At 71.2% G+C, this 22,752-nt stretch carries 22 protein-coding genes and 3 pseudogenes; 15 read left to right on the forward strand and 10 right to left on the reverse strand.

Translation table 11 applies throughout. The annotated features are described in order from the left end of the window. Positions 1 to 309 precede the first annotated feature (309 nt). Positions 310 to 1,293, reverse strand: a complete 984-nt coding sequence (locus O5O46_RS31720; protein ID WP_269859096.1) for an alpha/beta fold hydrolase — start codon at positions 1,291 to 1,293, stop codon at positions 310 to 312. Positions 1,294 to 1,370: 77 nt separating this feature from the next. Here O5O46_RS31720 and O5O46_RS31725 point away from each other — a divergent pair, with 77 nt between their 5' ends. From O5O46_RS31725 to O5O46_RS31735, 3 genes are all read left to right on the forward strand, one after another. Then, positions 1,371 to 2,210, forward strand: coding sequence for a chitosanase (locus O5O46_RS31725; protein WP_269859097.1), 840 nt, complete (start codon positions 1,371 to 1,373; stop codon positions 2,208 to 2,210). 403 nt (positions 2,211 to 2,613) lie between these two features. Then, a complete protein-coding gene (locus O5O46_RS31730; RefSeq protein WP_269859098.1) occupies positions 2,614 to 2,748 on the forward strand; it encodes a hypothetical protein in 135 nt (44 codons plus the stop codon). A gap of 431 nt (positions 2,749 to 3,179) precedes the next feature. Then, positions 3,180 to 3,596, forward strand: coding sequence for a hypothetical protein (locus tag O5O46_RS31735; RefSeq protein ID WP_269859099.1), 417 nt, complete (start codon positions 3,180 to 3,182; stop codon positions 3,594 to 3,596). Between the two features lie 58 nt (positions 3,597 to 3,654). Here O5O46_RS31735 and O5O46_RS31740 read toward each other — a convergent pair whose 3' ends face one another. Then, the gene (locus tag O5O46_RS31740; protein ID WP_269859100.1) at positions 3,655 to 4,077 is read right to left on the reverse strand and encodes an HIT family protein; all 423 of its coding nucleotides are present in this window, start codon (positions 4,075 to 4,077) and stop codon (positions 3,655 to 3,657) included. Between the two features lie 147 nt (positions 4,078 to 4,224). Between O5O46_RS31740 and O5O46_RS31745 the strand changes: the two genes are divergently transcribed. From O5O46_RS31745 to O5O46_RS31760, 4 genes are all read left to right on the forward strand, one after another. Continuing rightward, on the forward strand, positions 4,225 to 5,244 hold the full coding sequence (locus tag O5O46_RS31745; protein ID WP_269859101.1) for an alcohol dehydrogenase: 1,020 nt from the start codon (positions 4,225 to 4,227) through the stop codon (positions 5,242 to 5,244). A gap of 109 nt (positions 5,245 to 5,353) precedes the next feature. Next, positions 5,354 to 6,478, forward strand: a complete 1,125-nt coding sequence (locus O5O46_RS31750) for a site-2 protease family protein (protein ID WP_269859102.1) — start codon at positions 5,354 to 5,356, stop codon at positions 6,476 to 6,478. 69 nt (positions 6,479 to 6,547) lie between these two features. Beyond that, positions 6,548 to 7,204 (forward strand): DedA family protein, encoded by a 657-nt coding sequence (locus tag O5O46_RS31755; RefSeq protein WP_269859103.1) that lies wholly within the window; start codon positions 6,548 to 6,550, stop codon positions 7,202 to 7,204. Further along, on the forward strand, positions 7,201 to 7,482 hold the full coding sequence (locus O5O46_RS31760) for an acylphosphatase (protein WP_269859104.1): 282 nt from the start codon (positions 7,201 to 7,203) through the stop codon (positions 7,480 to 7,482). The genes O5O46_RS31755 and O5O46_RS31760 overlap by 4 nt, the downstream gene beginning before the upstream one ends. Here the strand turns inward: O5O46_RS31760 and O5O46_RS31765 are convergent. Together O5O46_RS31765 and O5O46_RS31770 are read right to left on the reverse strand one after the other, a co-directional pair. Continuing rightward, a pseudogene (locus O5O46_RS31765) lies at positions 7,479 to 8,032 on the reverse strand (aldo/keto reductase); the annotation flags it as partial. The gene O5O46_RS31760 and the pseudogene O5O46_RS31765 overlap by 4 nt on opposite strands. A gap of 32 nt (positions 8,033 to 8,064) precedes the next feature. Further along, positions 8,065 to 9,246: a thiolase family protein gene (locus O5O46_RS31770; RefSeq protein WP_269859105.1), complete on the reverse strand. Its 1,182-nt coding sequence runs from the start codon at positions 9,244 to 9,246 to the stop codon at positions 8,065 to 8,067. 128 nt (positions 9,247 to 9,374) lie between these two features. Here O5O46_RS31770 and O5O46_RS31775 point away from each other — a divergent pair, with 128 nt between their 5' ends. Both O5O46_RS31775 and O5O46_RS31780 read left to right on the forward strand, forming a co-directional pair. Beyond that, the gene (locus tag O5O46_RS31775; protein WP_269859106.1) at positions 9,375 to 9,830 is read left to right on the forward strand and encodes a winged helix-turn-helix transcriptional regulator; all 456 of its coding nucleotides are present in this window, start codon (positions 9,375 to 9,377) and stop codon (positions 9,828 to 9,830) included. 67 nt (positions 9,831 to 9,897) lie between these two features. Next, on the forward strand, positions 9,898 to 11,031 hold the full coding sequence (locus O5O46_RS31780) for a PP2C family protein-serine/threonine phosphatase (RefSeq protein ID WP_269859107.1): 1,134 nt from the start codon (positions 9,898 to 9,900) through the stop codon (positions 11,029 to 11,031). A 25-nt stretch (positions 11,032 to 11,056) separates the two neighbouring features. On the opposite strand, the gene O5O46_RS31785 is transcribed toward O5O46_RS31780, so the two are convergent. From O5O46_RS31785 to O5O46_RS31795, 3 genes are read right to left on the reverse strand one after another with little or no spacing between them, the layout of a single operon-like run. Next, the gene (locus O5O46_RS31785; protein ID WP_269859108.1) at positions 11,057 to 12,106 is read right to left on the reverse strand and encodes an NAD(+)/NADH kinase; all 1,050 of its coding nucleotides are present in this window, start codon (positions 12,104 to 12,106) and stop codon (positions 11,057 to 11,059) included. Between the two features lie 51 nt (positions 12,107 to 12,157). Further along, positions 12,158 to 14,503 carry a glycoside hydrolase family 65 protein gene (locus tag O5O46_RS31790; protein ID WP_269859109.1) on the reverse strand — a complete coding sequence of 782 codons (2,346 nt, stop codon included), beginning with the start codon at positions 14,501 to 14,503 and terminating at the stop codon, positions 12,158 to 12,160. Beyond that, a complete protein-coding gene (locus tag O5O46_RS31795; RefSeq protein ID WP_269859110.1) occupies positions 14,500 to 15,243 on the reverse strand; it encodes an HAD family hydrolase in 744 nt (247 codons plus the stop codon). The genes O5O46_RS31790 and O5O46_RS31795 overlap by 4 nt, the downstream gene beginning before the upstream one ends. A 243-nt stretch (positions 15,244 to 15,486) precedes the next feature. Between O5O46_RS31795 and O5O46_RS31800 the strand changes: the two genes are divergently transcribed. From O5O46_RS31800 to O5O46_RS31810, 3 genes and pseudogenes are all read left to right on the forward strand, one after another. Beyond that, complete coding sequence (locus O5O46_RS31800; RefSeq protein WP_269859111.1) at positions 15,487 to 17,301, forward strand: APC family permease; 1,815 nt, start codon at positions 15,487 to 15,489, stop codon at positions 17,299 to 17,301. Positions 17,302 to 17,317: 16 nt separating this feature from the next. Further along, on the forward strand, positions 17,318 to 17,518 hold the full coding sequence (locus O5O46_RS31805) for a hypothetical protein (protein ID WP_269859112.1): 201 nt from the start codon (positions 17,318 to 17,320) through the stop codon (positions 17,516 to 17,518). 125 nt (positions 17,519 to 17,643) lie between these two features. Next, a pseudogene (locus tag O5O46_RS31810) lies at positions 17,644 to 17,841 on the forward strand (IS630 family transposase); the annotation flags it as partial. A 72-nt stretch (positions 17,842 to 17,913) separates the two neighbouring features. Here the strand turns inward: O5O46_RS31810 and O5O46_RS31815 are convergent. Then, the gene (locus O5O46_RS31815) at positions 17,914 to 18,291 is read right to left on the reverse strand and encodes a nuclear transport factor 2 family protein (protein WP_269859113.1); all 378 of its coding nucleotides are present in this window, start codon (positions 18,289 to 18,291) and stop codon (positions 17,914 to 17,916) included. A 189-nt stretch (positions 18,292 to 18,480) separates the two neighbouring features. Beyond that, positions 18,481 to 18,678 (reverse strand): annotated as a pseudogene (locus O5O46_RS35720) (sensor histidine kinase); the annotation flags it as partial. Positions 18,679 to 18,930: 252 nt separating this feature from the next. On the opposite strand from O5O46_RS35720, the gene O5O46_RS31820 reads away from it, so the two are divergent. Next, positions 18,931 to 19,680, forward strand: coding sequence for a DUF4118 domain-containing protein (locus O5O46_RS31820; RefSeq protein ID WP_269859114.1), 750 nt, complete (start codon positions 18,931 to 18,933; stop codon positions 19,678 to 19,680). A 30-nt stretch (positions 19,681 to 19,710) separates the two neighbouring features. Here O5O46_RS31820 and O5O46_RS31825 read toward each other — a convergent pair whose 3' ends face one another. After that, positions 19,711 to 22,194, reverse strand: coding sequence for a DUF4118 domain-containing protein (locus O5O46_RS31825; RefSeq protein WP_269859115.1), 2,484 nt, complete (start codon positions 22,192 to 22,194; stop codon positions 19,711 to 19,713). A gap of 304 nt (positions 22,195 to 22,498) precedes the next feature. Between O5O46_RS31825 and O5O46_RS31830 the strand changes: the two genes are divergently transcribed. Both O5O46_RS31830 and kdpF read left to right on the forward strand, forming a co-directional pair. Continuing rightward, a complete protein-coding gene (locus tag O5O46_RS31830) occupies positions 22,499 to 22,657 on the forward strand; it encodes a hypothetical protein (RefSeq protein ID WP_269859116.1) in 159 nt (52 codons plus the stop codon). Continuing rightward, a complete protein-coding gene (gene kdpF, locus O5O46_RS31835; protein WP_269859117.1) occupies positions 22,654 to 22,743 on the forward strand; it encodes a K(+)-transporting ATPase subunit F in 90 nt (29 codons plus the stop codon). Before O5O46_RS31830 ends, kdpF begins: the two co-directional genes overlap by 4 nt. Positions 22,744 to 22,752: the final 9 nt, after the last annotated feature.

Genomic DNA, 22,752 nt, shown 5'->3' on the forward strand with positions numbered 1-22,752 from the left:
AGTTCCCTGAGCGGTACGCCCGCTGGCGGTAGTTCGACCAGAGCGATCAAGGCGGCCGGGGTGTTCCTCGCCAACGACGGGCTGGTCAAGCCCGACGTGGCGCGATCGTCCGGGGGTGCGGCGGTGAGACGCAGATCACATTGGAAGCAGCCCGCCGACACGGGCAGTTGTCCGCCTCGATCCCGGCGGCCACCACCGCGGAAGCGCTGGCGCTGCTCGGTCCGAACGACTCCTAGGGGCGCGACCAAGGAGGTGGCGACAGTCCCGAACGGGGCGACCCCCGATTCGGATCGGCCCCGACCGAGGGTGTCAGCCCAGCGCCGTCACCGCTGCGGCGACCCGTTCCGGGTTGGAGATCATCGTCAGGTGGCGCCCGTCGGGGATCAGGGTGGGCGGTGGTGCTCCGATGCGGGCCGCGGTCTGGGCGGGGACCTGGGGGGTGAAGACAGCGTCCCGGGAGCCGAACACCACGGCCTTGGGGATGTGTACGGCCCGCAGCTGTTCCAACTGGTCGGCGGGTAGGCCGGGCACTCCCGCGTCGAGCAGGCCCCACAGCGCCGCCTCTGCGCCCGGTACCTGAAGCGGCCGCCGCCACACGTCCACCCCGGCGCGGTCCAGCCGTGGGCACCTGGGGCCGCACTGTGCCTCGTACAGCCGCCGGATCAGCGCGTCGGAGCCGAGCCCGAGCCGCAACAGGCTGGTGCGGTACGGGTCGATCAGCAGGTACCGCAGCGCGGACGGCGCCCCCGCACCGGTGTTGAGCGCGTCCCCGTCGAGCAGGACCAACCCGCCGATGCGCCCGGGGGCCCGCAGGGTCGCCTCCGCGACCATCGCCGCACCGCTGGAGTGGCCGACCAGCACGGGACGGTTCAGTCGCATCGCGTCGAGGAAGCCGAGCAGTTGCCGGGTGAGGTGGTCGACGGTGTAGGGGCCGCGCCGCTCGCTGTATCCGTCGCCGGTGAGGTCAAGGGCGTACACCCGGTGGTCGAGGGCGAGCAGCGGGGCGAGCCGGGACCAGGTGTCGACCGACTCGAAGGCGCCGTGCACCAGGACGATCGGCGTCCCGGTGTGCCCCCACGTCTGGTAGCGGGTACGGACGTCCGCCGCCTGCACGTATCTGAGCCCGGACGGAGGCGCGGCCCGGCCCGCCGTGGCGGCGTTGTAGCCGAACGACGCGACGGTCACCGCGATCAGTAGTCCGGCGCAGGCCAGGGCGGCGCGCCGGAACCAACGCGCCAGCCGCGGACGGCCCCGGGCGGGCGCCGGGCCGCCCGAAGTGGTTGACGTGGACATGGTGACCCCTTACGGTCTGGGGCTAGTTAGGAAACTTTCCTAACTAGCGGGGTGTCTCGACCACAAGGGAGATTCGCATGACACGCACCGTGCTCCGTTTCCTGGTCCCGGTATCCCTCATCGCGGCGTTCGGCACCGCGATGGCCGTACCCGCGACGGCCACCGCCACCGCGAGGCCCGGCACCGACCAGCAGACGATCTACATGATGGACGACATCACCGCGGTGTTCGAGCAGAGCGCCAGTTCCCCGCGGTACGCCAACATCGAGAACGACAACGACGGCTGCGGCTGGACGGCGGGCTGGATCGGCTTCTGCACCGCCACCGGCGACATGCTGGACCTGGTGAAGCAGTACAACGCCGCCGAGCCCGACAACGTACTGGCCAAGTACACCGCAACGCTCCAGCAGTTGGCGGATTCAGGTAGCGACGACACCAGTTCGCTGGGCAGCGCCTTCCCCGACGACTGGAAGCAGGCCGCGCAGGACCCGACGTTCGTACAGCTGCAGCTCAAGGTGGGGCACGACACCTACCTCACCCCGGCACAGGACCTCGCGGCCAAGGAGGGCGTCAAGACCAACCTCGGCCTGGAGAACCTCTTCGACACCGCGCTGATGATGGGGCCCGGCCCCGACGACTGCGACGGCATGGTCAAGATCGCCAGCGAGACCGACTCCGCGCTCGGCGGCAACCCCGCGTCGGGCGTGGACGAAGCCCGGTGGCTCTCCCAGTTCAACACCATCCGCCAGCAGCACATGACCAACCCTTGTACGCCCGGACGGCAGAACGACTGGCCGCAGGCCGTCGACCGCTCGCAGGCGCTGCAGCAGCTGGCCGATCAGGGCAACTGGGACCTGAGCGCACCACTGACCGTGGGTGCCGACTTCAACATCACCATCACCGACCCGCACGACTGAGGCGTCGTCCCGTCGTGGCCGGATCACCGCCGGTCACGGCGGGACGTGAAGCACGGCCGAACTCGGGGGAGTTGACGGAACCCAGCAGCGCCCGGCCCTCCACGGCGGCTGCGGCGGACTGTCCGTGCCGACCCGGGGCGCGGTGGCCCTGCGCCATGTGCAGGAGCGTCTGCCCCTCCCAGTACCGCTGACGCGCCACGCGGAAGACACACCGTCAGCGGCCCAGCCCCCAGCCAGGTCCAGCCCCAACACCTCCACCTCACCACACGAGTTCGCGTCGGCGCGGAAGTCGGCCAGCGCCGTGCTCAGCAGGGTGCCGCTCTCCTCGTGACGGCCACAGCCCAAGGCGATCACCCCGCGCAGTCGGTGCGCACAGCCGAGGCCGATCGGGTCCTCTGCGGCCGTGGCGAGCAGCCGCGAACGCCGGGCCTCACCTTCCGCCTCGGCCGACCTGGACGGCGAGCCGGTACTGACCGCACGATTCCGCGATGTCCAGCGTGGCCGCGCGATCCTCCACGCGCTGCGCGCGACGGACTGACGGCTGTCGCCCCGCGTGTTCCGAAAATCCGCCAGCGCACGCGTCCGTCCGCCCGTCCAACTCGGCGGAACCCGCCGTCGGCCGGGTGGAATCGGTGGGCGGAATCGGACGAACGGGCGATGCGGGACGGGAGTTGGCGAGTCTGGGCCAACGGTGGCGGGACTCGCTGGTCCGATCCCGTGCGCGGGCGTCGCGCGGTGCTGCGGGGAGTTGAGGCATATGCGTACGGCACTGGCAGGAAAGTGCCGCTCACTGCGCAGCGATCACGCCAGTCTCAATTTCCCACTGTAGTCGGGGACTTGCACACCGTTACCGTTGCGGAGTTCGTTTCCACCGCTTCGATCCAAAGGATCCAAAGGAGACGTATGCGCACGTTAGCGCCCTTAGGGCGGATGGTAGCCGTAGCGGCCTCGGGTCTCGTGCTCATCGCGATGCCCCTTCTCGCCGCACCGGCGCAGGCGGCCCCGGCCCCGACGGCCGGCCATCAGGTCACCGTCAACCGGCCGATGGACGACAGCTTCTTCCTGGCCGGCTCGACACTCCAGCGCAACCAGGCGTGGACGTCGGGCAACGGCCGTGCCGTGCTGCGGCTGCAGCAGCACGGCAACCTGGTGCTGTACAAGGACGGCCGCGCCGCGTGGCAGGCCGTCGGCGCCTGGCCCAGCGGCTCCAGTGCCGTGATGCAGGCCGACGGCAACTTCGTGGTCTACGCCGCCGACGGCAGCCCGCTGTGGGCCTCCGGCACTTGGGGGTACTCGGGCGCCTACCTGGCGGTGCAGGATGACGGCAATGTCGTCATCTACACCAGCGCCGGCGTCCCGATCTGGGCGACCGACACCGGAGACTGACGCACCGTGGGCTCCCCGTGGCGGCACCCCGCCGCCGCGGGGAGCCCGCACGCCGCCGTCACCCGCGGTCCGCTTCCAGCGCCGCGCGTACCCGGGCCGCCACCTGCGCCGCCTCCCCGTCCGAGGCGTAGCGGTGTCGGGGCCAGAAGAAGCCGCGCAGCCCGTCCTTGGGGTTGCGCGGCACCACATGCACATGGAAGTGCGGAACCGACTGGCTGACCCGGTTGTTGGCGGCGACGAACGATCCCGCGGCTGCCATGGCGCGCTCCACCGCCCCTGTGACCAGCCGGACCCGGGCGAAGAACGGCCCAACCTCCGCCTCGGGCAGGTCGGTCAGCGTCTGGGCATGCCGTCTGGGCACCACCAGCACATGCCCGGGGAACAGCGGTCGGGCGTCCAGGAAGGCCACCGTCGTTCCGTCATCGAAGACCCGGTGGGCGCTCGCCTCACCGGCAGCGATCGCACAGAAGATGCAGTCCACGGCGAACAGTCAACTACGCCTGCCGCTGACCATGCGTCCTCCGGTCGCCGAGCCCGCGCAGGTGCGCTCTCATGGAGACGTGGCCTGTGCGCGAAGTGCCAGGGCACCTCGGCGCACGGCCGCACCCCCTCCCCGTTGGAGGATGCCATGAACTCCATGCGCGTCGCCCAGGCCGCCGCCAAGGGCGGAAAGCTGGAGGTCGTCGAGCGGGAAGTGCCGCAGCCCGGGCCCGGACACGTGCGGATCACGGTCGAGGCGTGCGGTGTCTGCCGCAGTGACGCGGGGTTCATCGACGCCGTCTTCCCTGGCGTGCGGTTCCCGTTGGTGCCCGGACACGAGATCGCCGGACGGATCGACGCGCTGGGCGACGGTGTGGCGCAGTGGCAGGTCGGCGACCGGGTGGGGGTGGGCTGGTTCGGCGGCTCCTGCGGGCACTGCCTGCCGTGCCGGCAGGGCGACTTCATCGCGTGCGTCAATCTCAAGGTGCCTGGCTGGGCGTATCCCGGCGGCTACGCGGAAGCGATGGTCGCCCCGGTCGACGCACTGGCCCGGATCCCGGACGGACTGACCCCCGTCGAGGCGGCGCCGTTGGGGTGCGCGGGCGTGACGACGTTCAATGCGCTGCGGCGCAGCGGTGCGCGCGGCGGGGACCTGGTGGCCGTGCTGGGGGTGGGCGGACTGGGGCACCTGGGTATCCAGTTCGCCGCCAGGCTCGGCTTCGAGACGGTGGCCGTCGCCCGCGGTACGGCGAAGGAGGAGCTCGCCCGCGAGCTGGGCGCGCACCACTACGTCGACAGCCAGGCCACCGATGTCGCCGAGGCGCTGCGAGGGCTCGGCGGGGCGCGGGTCGTCCTGGCCACGGCTGCCGACTCCGCCGCGATGGCGGCCACCGTCGACGGGCTGTCCCACCGCGGGCAGCTGCTGGTGATCGGAGCCACCCCGGAGCCACTGGAGATCTTCCCGCTCCAGCTGATCACGGGCGGGCGCGGTGTGCGGGGTCATGCTTCGGGGACCGCCCAGGACGTGGAGGACACCATGCACTTCGCCGCGCTCACCGGCGCGCGGCCGATGGTGGAGACCATGGCACTGGACGACGCGGAGGCGGCGTACCAGCGGATGCTCAGCGGCCAGGCCCGCTTCCGCATGGTGCTGACCACCGGCGACTAGCCGCCCGGGGCGCGGTGGGCGTCGCGACTCGGCCACCCCCGGGCGCGCCGCATTCCATGCCGAGGGCGAAGCTTGAAGGGCGGGGGTGACGCCTGCCTGAAGGAGCGGGATGAACGGCTCCGTACTGATCGGGAAGATCTTCGGAATACCGCTGCGGGTCCACTGGAGTGTGCTGGTACTGGTGGTGCTGCTGGGGTACGGCCTGGGGCGCGGCACGATTCCCGCGCTGGCCCCGGGCCGGGGTACGGGTGTCTACACGCTGGCCGCGCTGCTCGGTGCGCTGGCCCTGCTGGCGAGTCTGCTGCTGCACGAGTCGGCCCATGCGGTGATGGCCCGCCGGCGCGGTGTGGCGGTGGAGGACATGACGCTGTGGGCGCTTGGCGGGGTCACCCGGATCGGGCGGGCCGAGACACCGCGGGCGATGCTGGTGATCTCCGGCTGCGGCCCGCTGGCCAGCCTGCTGCTGGCCGGAGTCGGCATCGGCGGTGCGCTGGCGGTACGGGCGGCGCTGGGCTGGAACGTGGCGGCGGCCGTGCTGTTCTGGTTGGGCTGGGCCAATGCGCTGCTCGCCGGGTTCAATCTGCTGCCCGCCGCCCCGCTGGACGGCGGGCGGATCGTCCAGGCCCTGCTGTGGGGGCGCACCGGGGACCGGGAGCGCGCGGAGCGGGCCGCCGGGCGAAGCGGGCAGGTGGTGGGCATGCTGCTGGTGGGGTTCGGCGTCGTCAGCTTCTTCTACGGTTCGGCCACCGGGCTGTGGCTGGCGCTCATCGGTTTCTTCCTGTCCGGCACCGCGGGCGCCGAGGCCCAACGCGCCACCCTCAGTGCCGCGCTGCACGGGGTGCCGATGTCCCGTGCCATGTCCGCGCCCGTGGTGACCAGCCCGGAGTGGCTGACGGTCAGCCGGTTCCTGGACGAGACGGAGTCCCAGCGGCGCCACTCGGTGATACCGCTGCTCGACTTCGACGGCCGGCCTTCCGGCCTGGTGACGCTGCGGCAGCTGGCCGCCGTGCCGGGGCCGCAACGGGACCAGGTACGGCTGCGCGACGTCGCCACCCCGCTCTCCCGCTGCACCGTCGCCACCCCCGACGAGGCGCTGCTGGACGTGCTGAGCCGGGTGTCAGGGCCGCCGCGGATCCTGGTCGTGGACGGCGGGCACCTCGTCGGCATCGTCACCGCGCACGACATCTCGCGCCTCACCCACCTGCTGAAGGACCGGCACGACGCCCCGCGGTGAAAGACCGCCATCGCGCTGTCCGCGGCCTAGGCTCTGGGCCACCGCCCGCTGACGAGTACGGGGAAGCGCATGGATGGCTCGCCGCAACTGCCTGGCGTACTGGCCGACTTGGCCCCACTGCTGGACCACTGGGGGTATCTGGCGGTCGGCGGCCTGATCTTCCTGGAGGACTTCGGCGTTCCGGTGCCGGGTGAGACCCTGCTGATCGCCGCCTCGGTGTACGCGGGCGCGGGGCGGCTGAACATCCTGGTGGTCGCGGTCGTAGCCTTCGTCGCCGCCGTCTGCGGCGACAACGTCGGCTACGCCATCGGCCGGTTCGGCGGCCACCGGCTGGTCACCCGCTTCGGGCGGTACGTACTGCTGACCCCCGAACGCGTCGCCAGGGCCGAGGAGTTCTTCGCCAGGCACGGCGGAAAGGTCGTCACCGTCGCCCGATTCATCGAGGGCCTGCGGCAGGTCAACGGCATCATCGCTGGTCTGGCCGAGATGTCCTGGCGGCGGTTCCTGGTCTTCAACGCGCTGGGTGCGGCCCTGTGGGTCGGACTGTGGGTGACCGTGGGCGGCCTGGCGGGCCAGCACATCAACACCCTCTACCCGGCGATCCAGCGCTACGAGCTCTACCTGCTGGCCGCCCTCGCGCTACTGGTGGTCTTCCTCGTCGTCCGCCGCTGGCGCCGCCGCGCGTCCGCCAAGAAGTCGGACGGCGGGCGGAGGATGGAGTCATGATCCGTAAGAGAGTCATCGTCTCGGGGGACGTGCAGGGCGTCTACTTCCGCGACACCTGCCGCCGTACCGCACTGGAACTCGGCGTGGCGGGCTGGGTGCGCAACCTCCCGGACGCAACCGTCGAGGCGGTCTTCGAGGGCGAAACGGGCGCGGTGGAACAGATGGTGGCCTGGTGCCACCACGGTCCACCACTCGCGATCGTGGACCGGGTCATCGTCCACGACGAGGCGCCCGAGGGTCTCGTCGGCTTCGAGATCCGCCCAACCCCCTCGGGTTAGGTGACCGGGTCCAGGGTACGGCGGTAGGTGGCGCCCCGGTCGATGATGTCGGCCCAGCGGTCCCCGTAGACGTTCCGCGTGATTCCCGGCTCCCGCAGGAAGTCGTGCGGGAAGCCGAGCGACACCGCGCTCACCTCGTTGAGCCGTTGGACCACGACCGGGGCCAGGCGCACCTCGACACTGCGAGGTTGTCGGCGAGCTGGCTCTCCTTGGTGGCGCCGATGATCGGGATGATGTTGCCGGGCCGTGCGCGCAGCCACGCCAGGGCCACCTGTGCCGGGCTCCACCCGCCCTCCTCGGCGACCTCCAGTACCGCGCTGTTGACCGCATCCTCGTTGCGTTCCGCCTGGTCCTCCCAGTTGCCACTGGTCAGCCTGCCCGACTCACCGCGGCGGCACTTGCCGGTGAGCCTGCCCGACGCCAGCGGGCTCCACGCCAGCACCGCCAGGTCGAACGCCCGCGCCTGCGGGAGCAACTCGCGCTCCGGGGTGCGCTCCAGCAGGTTGTAGCGCAGCTGGGAACTGGCGAAGGCGGTCCAACCGCGAAGCTCCAAGGGCGGCTCGTGACTTCGCTGAGGTACCGTCAGATCGCTTCGAGCAGCGTCGCGTTGGCGAGGCCGCCCGCCTCGCACATGGTCTGCAGGCCGTAGCGGGCGCCGCGTTGCTCCATGGTGTGGACGAGGGTGGTCATCAGACGGGTGCCGCTGGCGCCCAGTGGGTGACCCAGTGCGATGGCACCGCCGTTGACGTTGACCTTCGCCGGATCCGCGCCGGTCTCCTGCAGCCAGGCCAGGACGACGCTGGCGAACGCCTCGTTGACTTCGAACAGGTCGATGTCCGCCAGTCGCAACCCGGCGCGACGCAGCACCTTCTCAGTGGCCGGGATGACCCCGGTGAGCATCAGCAGCGGGTCGGATCCGGTGACCGCGAAGCTGTGCAGCCGGGCCTTGGGGCGAAGGCCGAGTCGGGCGGCGGTCTGGCTGGAGGTGATCAGCACGGCGGAGGCTCCGTCGTTGATCGGGCTGCTGTTGCCCGCCGTGACCGACCAGTCGATCTGCGGGAAGCGTTCGGCGAAGCCCGGGTCGGCGAAGGCCGGACGCAGCCCGGCGAGAACGTCGGGCGTGGTGCCTGGGCGTACCGACTCGTCGGCGGTCACCACACCGGAGTCCGTGGTGACCGGGGCCAGTTCGGCGTCGAACAGTCCGTCGGCGTGGGCCTTGGCCGCGCGCTGGTGCGAGGTGGTGGCGAACTCGTCCATCCGCTCCCGGCCCAGCGACCACTTGGCGGCGATCAACTCGGCGCTGATGCCCTGCGGTACCAGCCCGTCGGGGTAGCGGGCGGCGATCCCCGGGCCGAACGGGTCGGCGCCCGGCGGCACGTTGGACCACATCGGAACCCTGCTCATCGACTCCACGCCACACGCGACGACCAGGTCGTAGGCGCCGGAGATGACGCCCTGGGCGGCGAAGTGGACGGCCTGCTGGGACGAGCCGCACTGCCGGTCGACGGTGGTGGCCGGGACGGACTCGGGGAGTCCGGCCGACAGCCAGGCGTTACGGGTGGTGTTCATCGCCTGCTCGCGGACCTGGTCCACGCATCCGCCGATGACGTCGTCGACGAGTGCGGGATCCACGCCGCCGCGGTCGAGGAGGGTGCTGAGGGTGTGGGCGAGCAGTTCGACCGGATGGACTCCGGCGAGCGCGCCGCCCGGCTTTCCCTTGCCGATCGGAGTGCGTACGGCTCCGACGATGACCGCGTCATTCATGTCCGGCTGCCTCCTGGGCGATCGGCGGCGGTGGGTCCCCGATCGCATGGCCGCGAGTGAGTTTGAAATCCGAACTCACTCTAGCCTAGTGGGTTTGAGAAGCAAACGCGCGCAAATATGCTGGGACGGTGAAGAACCCACGCCCGTGCTCGGTGGCCGACACCCTCGCCGTCGTAGGGGAGAAGTACGCCCTGCTCGTGCTCCGCGAGGCGTTCCTCGGGGTACGGCGCTTCGACGCGATGGTCCGCAACATCGGCGCCCCGCGCGACGTGCTGGCCACCCGGCTGCGCCGACTCGTGGAGGCGGGGGTGCTGGAGAAGCTCCCGTACAGCGAGCGGCCGAGGCGCTTCGAGTACCGCCCCACCCCGGCGGGCTGGGAGCTGCAGCCGGTACTGCTGATGCTCATGAAGTGGGGCGACCGGCACCTCGCCGACCGACCGCCGATGGTGCTGGAACACTCCTGCGGCGCCGACCTGACCCCGGTCGTGGTCTGCGGCCACTGCGGTCAGCAGGCCGACCAGGGCACCCTCACCCCGCACGTCCAGGCCCCCGGCTGGACCCGCACCGGCCCGGCCGCCGACTGAGACACACGGCGCCGCGGATCAACGCCTGCGGCGGCGCCCAGCGGCGATATGGATGCAAGCTGGGGACATGCCCCTTCGGCCGCTCAGCGGAAGTCCACGCACCTGGCAGCCCGGACATGCGCCAGCGCTGGTCGTGATCCCGTTGGCGCTCATCGCCGCGGTCGTCACCGCCGACCTGCTCGCCCCGCCGCACATCCATCTGGGCCCGCTGCTGGTGGCGGCCCCCGCGGTCTCGGTGGCGTTCGCCGGCGCCCGGCTCACGTCGCTCATCGGGTTGCTCGCGGTCGGGGCGCAGATGCTGATCGGGGTGTATCGGGAGTCGCTGACCTCGGCCAACATCGACGCCCAGATCGCCGCGCTGGTCGTGGTCTCCGCCCTGCTGGTCGTCTTCTGCCTGGTACGGGACCGGCGCGAACGGCAACTGCACCGGGTGCGGTCGGTCGCCGAGGCCGCCCAGCACGTGCTGCTGCGACCGCTGCCCCGGCGCAGCGGCCCGCTGCGAATCGGCTGCCTGTACCTGCCCGCCGAGGAGGAGGCCGAAATGGGCGGCGACCTGTACGCCGCCGCCCGCACCCCCACCAGCACCCGGCTGCTCATCGGCGATGTGCGCGGCAAGGGCCTGGCCGCCATCAGCCATGCCGCGCTGCTGCTCGGCGCCTTCCGTGCCGCCGCCCACCGGCTGGCCACCCTGCCCCGGCTGGCCATCCATCTCGACGGCGCCACCCGCTGGGACTCCAGCCAGTGGCGCTCGGCGTCGGACGAGGACACCGACGAGTTCTTCGCGACCGCGATCTTCATGGACATCCCCGACGACGAGTCGGTCGTCCACATGATCGTCTGCGGCCACCCGCCCCCGCTGCTGTTCCGCGACAACGAAGTGACCACGCTGCGGCCGAAGGCCAGCCATCTGCCCATCGGCCTGGGGGGAATGGTCGACGCCATTGAGTACGAGGTCGAGACGTCCCCGTTCGAGACCGACGACCTGCTGCTGTTCTACACCGACGGGGTGATCGAGGCCCGTGACGCGAAAGGGCGCTTCTACCCGCTCGCCGAACGGGCGGCGGCCTGGGCCAAGGACGACCCCGACGAAGTGGTCCGCAAGCTCCGCGACGACCTGCTGGACCATGCCCAGGGCCACCTCGGCGACGACGCGGCCGTGGTCGCCATCCGCCGCGGCGGCCCCGCCACCAAACTTCCGTAACCGTGGAGGAGTTGGCGTCCCCCCGTCACGTGTCGGGCGGCGGGGGCAGCCGTAGGTGCGCCAGGTCCGCGGGCACCGGCGCGGCCGGGCGGATGAACGGCGGGGCCTGGTCCGCCGACGCGGGCGCGTCGGCCAGCCGGAAGCGGTCCCTCAGCCGCCGGTAGAAGTCGGTCTGGCCGAGCCGCAGCAGCCGCAGCCGGGCCGGAGCCTTGTAGGCGGCCACCCAGTCGCCGGGGTTCAGCACTCCGCGCAACTGGCCGTCGATGCTGACCGCCACCTGCCCGGACTGCGGCAACACCCGCACCGCGATGGCCTCGTCCGCCGATGCCACCACGGTGCGGTCGAACGCCATGTGAGCCGCGACCGGGGTGAACACCACCGCGTCCGTGTACGGCGAGACGACGGGCCCCCCGGCCGCGAAGCTGTACGCCGTGGAGCCGGTGGGGGTGGCCACGATGACCGCGTCGGCGGAGTAGGCGGCGAGCAACTGGCCGGTGATGTAGACGCCAAGGCTGGCCTGCCGGTCCCGGGCGAGCTTCTCGAAGACCACGTCGTTGACGGCGATGACGTCCAGCGCGACGCCCCAGCCGACCTCCTGGTCACTGCGGGCCTTCGGCGGCGGCAGGGCGGGGCCGCGCGCGTAGCACAGCAGCGCCTCCATGCCGATCGGCATCTCCAGCGGGCGGGACGCCCGCAGCGTGAGCATCATGCGCTCCTCGACGGTGGCCCGCCCCTGGTACACCTCTTCCAGCGCGTCCAGCACCTCGTCCGCGGTGGTCTCGGTGAGGAATCCGAGACGGCCCACGTTCACGCCCAGGACCGCCGCGCCGTTCTTGGCCGCGATGCGCGCACCCCGCAGGAACGTGCCGTCGCCGCCGAAGGTGACGATCAGGTCGGGGTGCCCGGCCGCCGCCGCCTCCTCCTGGCCGCTGCGCCGCGGGATGTCGCTGCGCCACACGTCGATCTCGGTGCAGGGGATACCCCGGTCCGCACACCAGGCGCGTACGGCGCCAGCCGCCGCGACCGCTACGGGGCGGGCCTGGTGGACCACTAGGCCAAGCCGGTTGACAGCCATCGTCGTCTCCACGGTAGAGCCAAGCGGGCCACGGGGCGCGCCGGGCGCGCCTCACTCGCGGCGGGTGGGCCGGCGGCCGGGTGGCTGCTCCGGTTCCGGGCGCGTCGTGGTGGGCGCGAGCGGACGGGTCTGCGGGCCCTTGTCGGAGACGGTGACCATCTCGTCGCAGTGCCGGATCTCCAGCGGCGCGCCCTCCAGCAGGGTGTATGTGGCGGACGCGTCGGTGATCTCGACCCGTAGCCGCCGCCCGCGCATCTGCACCGCGAACGCGAGCCGCCGCAGCCGCTCGGGCAGCCGCGGCGCGAAGCACAGCACCCCGTCACGGTGCCGCATGCCGCCGAAGCCCGCGACGAGGGTGAGCCAGGTACCGGCGAGCGAGGCGATGTGCAGCCCGTCCCGGGTGTTGTTCTCCAGGTCGTGCAGGTCCATCAGGGCCGCCTCCGACAGGTAGTCGTAGGCCAGCCCCAGGTGGCCGACCTCGGCCGCCATCACTCCCTGCACGCACGCCGACAGTGAGGAGTCCCGTACCGTCAGTGCCTCGTAGTAGTCGAAGTTGCGCGCCTTCTGCTCCTCGTCGAAGGCGTCACCGCGCACGAACATCGCGAACACCAGGTCCGCCTGTTTGACCACCTGCTTGCGGTACAGGTCGAAGTACGGGAAGTGCAGCAGCAGCGGGTACTGGTCGGGCTGGGTACGGTCGAAGTCCCACACCTGGTGGCGGGTGAACCCGGCGGACTGCTCGTGCACGCGCAGCGCGCTGTTGTACGGCAGGGTCATCGCGTCGGCGGCGTCGCGCCAGGCGGCGGTCTCCTCGTCGTCGACCCCCAGGGCGGCCCCCTCCTTCTCGTGGCGTTCCACGGCGCTGGCGGCGGCCCGCAGGTTCAACTGGGCCAGCAGATTGGTGTACAGGTTGTCGTCCGCGACGGCGCTGTACTCGTCGGGCCCGGTCACCCCGTCGATGTGGAAGCGGCCGTGCGGATCGTGGTGGCCCAGGGAGTGCCACAGCCGCGCGGTCTCCACCAGCAGTTCCACGCCGGTCTCCCGCTCGAACTCCTCGTCGTCGGTGACCGCCACATAGCGGGTCACGGCGTACGCGATGTCTGCGTTGACGTGGAAGGCGGCGGTTCCGGCCGGCCAGTAGCCGGAGCACTCCGAACCCTCGATGGTGCGCCAGGGGAAGGCCGCTCCCTTCAGGCTCAGTTGGCGGGCGCGGTCCCGGGCGGCCGGCAGCGTGGACTGCCGCCAGCGCAGCGCGTCGGCCACCGCGTGCGGCGCGGTGTGGGTGAGCACCGGCAGTACGAAGCTCTCGGTGTCCCAGAACGAGTGCCCGTCATAGCCGGAACCGGTCAGGCCCTTCGACGGAATCGCCCGCTGCTCGGCGCGCGCTCCGGCCTGCAGTACGTGGAACAGGGCGAAGCGGATGGCCTGTTGGATCTCCTCGTCGCCGTCGATCTCGACGTCACCGCGCGCCCAGAACTCGTCCAGGTAGTCGCGCTGCTCGTCCAGCAGCCCCTGCCAGCCCGTGCTGCGGGCCGCGGCCAGCGCGGCCTCCGTCTGGTCGCGCACAGCCGGCCGGGAGCGGCCCCCGGACCAGCCGTAGGCGACGAACTTCTCCAGCCGCAGCGTCTCGCCGGGTGCCAGCTCGGAGGTGACGGTGAGTCGGCCGATGTGCCCGCTGCTCTCGCTGGCGGACTGGGTGGACGGCGGCCCCTGCACGATGTGGTCGGCGGCCGCCGCGACCCGCAGCCCGCTGTGCTTGGTGCAGTGCAGCAGCCGCATCCGCATGCCGTCGGAGTAGTGCTCCTCCGGCATCAGTGGGGACTCCAGAACGGCGGAGACCCGGGGGTCGCCGGTGGTCTTCGGCAACTGCTCGTTGGCCACGAGTTCGGACTGGACGACTATCCTCACCTTGGCGTCCAGCGGCTCCACCTCGTAGGCGACGGCTGCCACGGAGCGCTGGGTGAGCGAGACCAGGCGGGTGGAGCGCACCCTGATGGTGGTTCCGGCGGGCGAGGTCCACTCACACGTACGGTGCAGGAATCCGCCGCGCAGGTCCAGGACGCGTTCGTGGGAACGCAGCCGCCCGTAGCGCAGATCGAACGGTTCGTCATCCACCAGCAGCCGGATGATCTTGCCGTTGGTCACGTTGATCATGGTCTGGCCGGACTCCGGAAAGCCGTAACCCGCCTCGGCGTACGGCAGCGGATGCACCTCGTGCACGCCGTTGAGGTAACTGCCGGGCAGGCCGTGCGGCTCGCCCTCGTCCAGGTTGCCGCGCCAGCCGACATGCCCGTTGGACAGTGCGAACACCGACTCGCTCTGCGCGAGTACGTCGAGGTGCAGGCTGGTCTCGCGCAGGCGCCAGGGCTCGACCGCGAACGACGGGTGGCTGATCATGCGTGGTCCTCCAGTAGGTCCGCGAGGTCGCGCACCACGACGTCCGCGCCGTGTGCCCGCAGGGCGTCCGCCTGGCCGACGCGGTCCACGCCCACCACGTAACCGAAGTGGCCGCCGCGACCCGCGTCCATCCCCGCCAGGGCGTCCTCGAAAACGGCCGCCGCCGAGGGCTCGACGCCCAGGTCGTGCGCGGCCTCCAGGTAGGTGTCCGGGTGCGGCTTGCCCGGAAGCTTGCGCTCCGCCGCGACGATGCCGTCGATGCGCACATCGAAGCACTTCTCCATACCGACCGAGACCAGCACGTCACGGCAGTTGGCGCTGGAGGAGACCACCGCCGTGCCCAGCCCGGCGGCGCGCACCGCCTCGACGTAGCGGACCGAACCCGGATATGCCTCGACGCCCTCGGTACGGATCTTCTCCAGCAGGAGCTCGTTCTTCCGGTTGCCCAGACCCCGCACGGTCTCCCGGTCTGGCGGGTCGTCATCGCCGCCCTCCGGCAACTCGATGCCGCGCGAGGCGAGGAATGTCCGCACACCGTCCGCACGCGGGCGACCGTCGACGTACTCGTCGTAGTCGGCGACCGCGTCGAACGGGCGGAAGCCCGGCCCCTCGCGGCGCCGCAGGAACTCGTCGAACGTCGCCTTCCACGCGGCGGCGTGCACCACCGCGGTCTTCGTCAGCACACCGTCAAGGTCGAACAAGCACGCCCGGATGCCGTCCGGGAGACCGATCTTCGTCATGGAACGCGCGTGCCCGCGCCCCGTCCCCGGCATGCCTGTCACCGGCCCGGGCCAGCCGGACGCCGGAGAGTTGTCAGCCATGCCGACGAATCGGGCACCGCACTCGGCGTAGGGCGGACCTGGCCGCCGCCGTGGTTTTTCCACAACCCGGCAGGGGAGGCGGCGCGTTAGGAGTCACCGGCCAGGCGGTGCCGTCACACTGGCCCGGAGGCGGTGCACGACGAGAGGTCAGGTGAGGTCTCCGTGACGTTTGGACTGGCTCCCCGCAAGGCGCAGCCGAGGGTGCCGTTGCGCCATGGCGAGGGCGACAAGTCCCGTCTGACCGGCGTAGAGGGCCTGGCCGCGCTCTCCCTTGACGCGCTCAGCTCGGTGGCATACGGCCCCGAGGCGATCGTCGTCGTCCTGGTCGCGGCCGGGACCGGAGCGCTGACCGCCGCACTCCCGATCACCCTGGTCATCACCGGCCTGCTGGTGGTGCTCACCATCTCCTACTGCCAGGTGATCGCGGTCCACCCGGACGGCGGCGGGGCCTACGCGGTGGCCAAGAAGAACCTGGGAGCGCGGGCCAGCCTGCTGGCGGCGGCAAGCCTGGTGGTGGACTACGTGCTGACCGTGGCGGTCAGCCTCGCCGCGGGCGCGGGCAGCCTCGCCTCTGCCTTCCCCGTGCTCGGCCACCATCTGCTGGCCGTCTGCCTGGGCGGCCTCGCCCTGCTCACCGCCGTGAACCTGCGCGGTATCGCGGAGAGCGCCCGCTTCCTGATGCTGCCCACGGTGCTGTTCATCGTGAGCATCCTCGGCATCGTCGTCGTGGACCTGCTGCGCTCCCATCCGGCCGCCACCGTGGGTACCGCGCAACCCGTCCATGCCTCCGAATCCCTCGGCCTGCTTCTGCTGTTGAAGGCATTCTCCTCCGGATGCTCCGCGCTGACCGGAGTGGAGGCGATCGCCAACGGCGTACCGGCGTTCCGCGAGCCACGCGTCAAACGCGCTCAGCACACCGAGTTGATGCTGGGCACACTGCTCGCCGTGATGCTCGTCGGCCTGTCGATCCTGATCCGCCGCGACCATGTCGCACCACGCGGGGGAGTGACCGTACTGGCCCAACTGACCGCCGGTGCCTACGGAACCGGCTGGCCGTACTACGCGAGCAACCTCATCGTCACCCTCGCCCTCGGGCTGGCCGCGAACACCAGCTTCGGCGGACTGCCCGTGCTGATGAGCCTGTTGTCCCGCGACAACAGGCTGCCGCACGTGTTCGGCCTGCGCGCCGAACGCCCGGTGTACCGCTACGGAGTGGTGGCCCTGGCGGTGCTGGCCGCCGCGCTGCTGATCGCGGTGGGCGGCAACACCCAGCGGCTGATCCCGCTGTTCGCCATCGGGGTGTTCATCGGCTTCACCATCAGCCAGGTGGGCCTGGTACGGCACTGGGCCAAGGAGCGCCCGGACGGCTGGGTGCCCCGGGCGCTGATCAACGGCACCGGCGCGGTGCTCACCGCGGTGGCGTGTCTGGTCCTGCTCACCACCAAGTTCATGGCCGGCGCCTGGGTGGTGGTCATCGCGGTGCCGCTGCTGATGCTGCTGTTCACCCGAATCCACCGGTACTACACGGTCGTTGGCGCCGAGCTGGGGCTGGGCCGGATTCCCGGCAGGCCGATCGAGGGCAGCAGCCTGGTCATCGTTCCGCTGGGCGAGATCAGCAAGCTCGCCCAGGCCGCGATCAGCGCCGCCCTCGCCCTCGGCGGCGAGGTCGTCGCACTGTCCGTGCACACCGACCCCGACAAGGCCGAAGGGCTGCGGCGCAGATGGCAGGAGTGGAACCCGGGCGTTCCACTCGACATCGTCGACAGCCCGCAGCGCTCCCTGGTCCAGCCCATCGTCGACTACGTACAGCACGCCGCACGCGACGGCAGAGTGGTCGCCGTGCTGATCCCGCAGGTCGAACCCCGCCACCGGCGCTACGAGTTCCTGCAGAACCAGCGCGGCCTCCTGCTCGCCACCGCCCTGCGCTACCGCACTGACGCGGTCGTGAGCGTCCTGCCGTACCGGTTGAGCGTATAGCGGCTACGGCGTTGCGGTGAGCCGCTCCACCAGCCAGTCCGCGCCGTGCAGATCGATGCGGGCGCTGAACTGCCGTGCTGCGCCCAGCCCTCCGCAACGCTGCGCCAGGGGCTCGATGACGTACGGATTCAGCTCGTCCCAGTCGATCCGGTACGGGCCGCTGACCGTCGCCGTGGCCCGGATCCTCGGTTCGTGCGCGGCGCTTACGGCGGCGTAGAACCCGCCAAGGCTGAGCCCGATCACCCCGGTCCTGGCGGCGTCGACACCGGGACGGCCCTCCAGCGCGTCGGTCTCGCCGACGACTTCGGCATCACCGAACGGGCCGGCGGCCCGAACCTCGGCCTGCCGCACTTCACCCTGGCCAACTGCCACCACCGCAGCCACCCCGCGCAAACCCAGGCCCTGCACCGCTACCTGCGCTGGCGCAACGCCAACTCCCGCCACCCCGACGTACTTGCCGCCCAACGCAAGGAACGCGCCCGCATCCGCAGCGAGAAGGGCATCCGCTGGCGCGGACGCCCCCTCAACGCCGCAGCCTGACCGACGCGAACCGCAGCCCCCGGAGTGCCGAAAGGGACAAGTTCACGAGAAGGACAGCGACAGAAGGACGACTCAGGAGGCGGACGGCTCGATCTCCCCCGCAAAGACGATGACCTGGTCGATGAGGCTCCGCCGCAGATGGACGACGTCCGTTCCCGCCAGGCGGGGGCCTCCATCGGGCGTGGTGAAGACCCACTGGTACCGGGCCCACTCATCAGGCATGTCCACCGCTGAGCAGCGCACCATCGTGCCGGTCCCCGCCGGGTGGCGCCGGATGTCCAGCACGAACCGCTCGACCGCCGCGATTCCTTCGCTGCGACCCAACGGTCCCCAGAAGACCACGTCTGAGGTCAGGGCCTGGGAGAGCAGGGCAGTCACATAGCCGTCGTCCGAGGCGTTAAACGCGGAAATGAACGTGTCGATCGCGGAGCGTGCCGTCTCTTCCTGCATGCCCCAGTAATACCAGCCGTTGCGCGTGCGCTCGTCCCGCGAGCCGCCTTCCGATCACGGTGGACCGTCCCGGTCACAGCACTAGACGCGCTGCTAAGGGCGTTCACCGAGACGGCGGGCAGTAGCAGATGGCTGGAGTACGACCGGGACGACTGGCTGCCGGAGGCGGGCGCCCTCACCCCGCTCGTCTCACGCCGGGACGGGGTGCTGTAGCGCGGGCGCGGCGGGCAGCGACACCACCATCGTCAGGCCGCCGCCCGGCGTGTCCTCGGGCAGGAGGGTGCCGCCCATCGCCTCGGTGAAGCCCCGGGAAAGCGCGAGGCCGAGTCCGAGGCCGGTGGTGTCGTCGGTGTCTCCCAGCCGTTGGAAGGGTTCGAACCCCCGAGGAAGACCTTCAGCCGACCGGGCCGGGTATCTGGCGGGTCGGCCGCGACATCGCTGTTGGCCACCGGGAACTCTCCTCGATCCGTACGGTGTCTCTTTGTCCATATCGTGGCGCCGCCAGGACCAGCTCAAAGGGGCGGATCGGCGATGTTGACACGATTCTGACCCCCGGGCGTGCGGCCGGCCCGCCATGACCGGCTCGCCGGTACGCGCCAGGTCAGCGACCCTGTAAGCAGGGAGACGGGAGGTACCGCCATGCGTCGCTTCCTGCACAGGGACCTCGCCGCGATCGTGGCCGGGCTGGTGGCTCCGCTGGCCGTGGCCGCGGCGCTGGTATCCGCCCGTGCGCACATCTCCAACACCGACGTGGCGCTGGTACTGGTCGTGGTCATCGTCGCGGTGGCCGCCATCGGGCACCGCGTGGCGGGTGCACTCGCGGCGCTGTCGGCCGCCGCCTGGTTCGACTTCTTCTTCACCCGGCCGTACGAGCGGTTCGCCATCACCAAGTCCGCGGACATCCGTACGGCGGTGCTGCTGCTACTGGTGGGCCTCGCGGTCTCCCAGCTGGCGGCGCGTGCCAGGCGGCTGAAGGTGATCACGGTCACCGACGCCCAGTACCTCGGAGCGATCCATGCCACCGCGGCCCGGGCGCAGACCGCGACCTCAGCGGCCCAGGTGGTCGACCAGGTCAAGCGGCAGCTGACCGAACTGCTCCAGCTGCGCGACTGCCGCTTCGAGTACGGATCACTGCTGGGCCACCCCGCGCAGCTGCGCCCGGACGGCAGCGTGCTGGTCGGGCGCCGGAGCTGGGACGTCGACCAGCAGGGGCTGCCGGACGAGGAGATCGAGCTGCGCGCGTTCGGCAACGGCCGCTACCTCGGCCGGTTCATGATGCGTCCGGCACAGGGCGCCAAACCACCGCTACAGGCCCGTCTGGTCGCGGTCACCCTGGCCGAACAGGCCGGATCGGCCCTCGACACGGCGGGCACGACGCTGGAGGACTAGCCAACTCCTTCTGCGACCATCCCCGTTGGCTCACTCGCAGCGGTGGGCGGAGGTCGGGAAGATCAGGGTCACGGAGAACGCGGGGCCGCTCGTCGCGGGCTCCAGGGTGCCGCCCATCGCCTCCGTCAGGTCACGTGCCAGCCGCAGCGCCAGACTGTCCGACCTGGCGTCAGGGGCGCTGGCCGGGGGCGTGTTGTCCGCGATGCCGTCGGTGACCTGGATCAGCAGCCGGTCGGGCAGTACTTCGGCGGTCAGCGTCGGAGGTCGGCCCTCGGGGCTGTGCCGCAGTGCGTCCGCGCTCAGGGCCGTGAGGGTGCGGGTCAGCGCGGCGGCGTCGGCGATGACGTCGGGCGTCCGCTCCGGTAGTTGGAGCAGTATGGTGTGGCGGCCGGGACCGAGGTCGTCCAGGGCCGCTGCCAGCACCTCGTCCAGGTCGACCGGGCGCAGGTACAGATCGAGCGCCCCGGCGTGCAGGCGGCCCAACCGGTCTAGGTCGGCGACGAGTTGGACGGCCCGATGCACCGCCGACAGCGCCGAGTCGAGCAACTGGTCCCGCTCCGCGGCCGAGGCGCCGGGCTCCCGTAGTCGCGCCAGCGCCGTCTGCGCCGAGTGCAGCGGGGACCGCAGATCGCGCCCCGCGGTCATCAGCAGTGAGGTACGGGTGCGTTCGGCCGCGGCGCGGTTGTCCGTCTCGGCGGCGCGCCGGGCCAGTCGGCCGTGAACGTGCGCCAGCCCCAACTGCGCCGCGCACGCGGCGAGCACCCGCTGGTCATCGGCGCTCAGCGGACGGCCGCGCGCGGCCAGCGTGAGGTCGTCGGTCACCGGACTCTCGACGTCCGCCTCGTACGGACGCTCCGCAGGACGCTCGCCCGCGCTGGCTACCACGTACCAGCGCGGCCGTGGTCCGTTCGCCCGGTCGCGTTCCAGGAGACTGACCGCGGTCAGGCCGAAGTACTCACGTACCAGTTCCAGCAGGGTGGGCAGGTTCTGCCCGTGCATCATGGCGGTCGCCAGACGGCTCAGGGCCCTCGCCTCCGTGGTGGCCCGCAGGGCCTGGTACGTACGCCGGGCGGCGGTTCCGGCGGCCGTGCCGACGAGCGTGGCGGTGACGATGAACACGACCAGCGCCACGACGTCGTTGAGGCGCTCGATGTCCAGCGAGTGCACGGGCGGGGTGAAGTAGTAGTCGGTCAGCATCCCGGCGGCGACCGCGGCGATCAGCGCCGGATACAGGCCGCCGACGAGCGCGATCACCACGATCGCCAGCATGTACAGCACGAGGTCGATGGCGAGACCGAGGTGGCCGCGCAGTGCCACCAGCACGGCGGTCAGCGCGGGCAGCAGCAGCACCGTGGCGGCCATCGCCGACCAGTAGCGGCGCGGCCCGGTGCCTCTGGTCGGGTGCGGTGGCCGCACCAACGGGGTGGCCGCACCGGCCGCCTCCTCGTGGGTGACGATGTGCACGTCGATGGGGCCCGAGCCGTCGATGGTGCGCTTGCCCACGCCCGCCCGCAACAGTGAGCGCAGTCGGCCCCGGCGGCTGGCGCCCAGCACGATCTGGGTGACGTTCTCGGCCTGGGCGAACTGCAACAGCGCCTCGACGGTGTCCTCGCCGGTGGTCTGGTGGTAGCTGCCGCCCAGTGCCTCCACCAGGGTCCGCTGTTCGGCCAGCGCCGCGGGGTCGGCGTCGGCCAGCCCGTCGCTGGGGACGACGTGTACGGCCAGCAGTTCGCTGCCCGGCGTCTTGGCGGTGATCCGGGCGGCGCGGCGGATCAGCGTCTCACCCTCCGGGCCACCGGTCAGACCGACCAGGATCCGCTCCCGGGTCTCCCACGGCGCGGCGATCCCGTGCTCCGCGCGGTACCGCTGCAGCCCCTCCTCCACCCGGTCGGCCAGCCACAGCAGGGCCAGTTCGCGCAGCGCGGTGAGGTTGCCGACCCGGAAGTAGTGGGTGAGCGCGGTCTCGATGCGGTCCGGCGGGTAGATGTCCCCGTGCGCCAGCCTGCGGCGCACCACCTCTGGCGGCAGATCGACCAACTCGATCTGGTCGGCCCGCCTGGCCACCTCGTCGGGAAGCGTTTCCTGCTGTCTGATCCCGGTGATCTGCTCGACCACGTCGTTGACGGACTCCAGATGCTGGACGTTGAGCGTGCTGACCACGTCGACGCCCGCTGCCAGCAGTTCCTCGACGTCCTGCCACCGCTTGGCGTTGCGCGATCCCGGTACGTTGGTGTGGGCCAGCTCGTCGACCAGGGCGACCTGGGGGAGGCGGGCCAGCACCGCGTCCAGGTCCATCTCGGTGAAGTCGCTGCCGCGGTAAGTGAGGCTCCGGCGGGGGACGGTCTCCAGGCCCTCGGCCAGGGCCATGGTCGGCCGCCGCCCGTGCGGTTCGAACAGTCCGATCACCACGTCGGTGCCCTGGGAGCGCAACCGCTGGCCCTCCTTGAGCATGGCGTAGGTCTTGCCGACCCCTGGGGCGGCCCCGAGGTAGATCCGCAGACGCCCACGCGCCATTGGCGTGCTCCCGCCGACTCATCACGATGCGTAACCGTGTCCCTGGCACTCCCATGGTGCGCCCGAGCGGGCTTCGAGGCAGTGTTCGAGTCGTACCGCGTGTCCGGAATTCACAGTGAAGACCCAGGTGCCGAACAGTGTGCTCAGCCACCGCTCAATGGCTTGACCACTCAATCGGCTGCGGCGTGTCAAAAGCTCATCAGGGCGCCGCTCGATAGCGTCAGAGCTCCGCTAACGGGGGTCGTCAGCGGGGGCCGGCAGCCCTTCGCTGAAAGGGCCGGTTTCAGCCGACACCGCCCTCGGCTTGAGCGCCCCCACTTCTTCCCGCCGCGGCCGAGCGGTCCCGTACCGTCATCTGCTCCGCGGGGGTGTGCCGCACATGTCGGACCTTCTCTTCATCGGCCTCATCATCGTGGTCTTCGCCCTCATCGGGCTGGCCGCCAAGGGGGTGCGGCGGCTGTGAGCGTCGAAAACATCGTGGGCCTGATCGTCGCCGTGGCCCTGGTGCTGTATCTGGTGTTCTGCCTGATCTTCCCCGAGAAGTTCTAGTCGCCTCGA

The sequence above is a fragment of the Streptomyces sp. RPT161 genome (assembly GCF_027533845.1).
Lineage (GTDB): Bacteria > Actinomycetota > Actinomycetes > Streptomycetales > Streptomycetaceae > Streptantibioticus_A > Streptantibioticus_A silvisoli_A.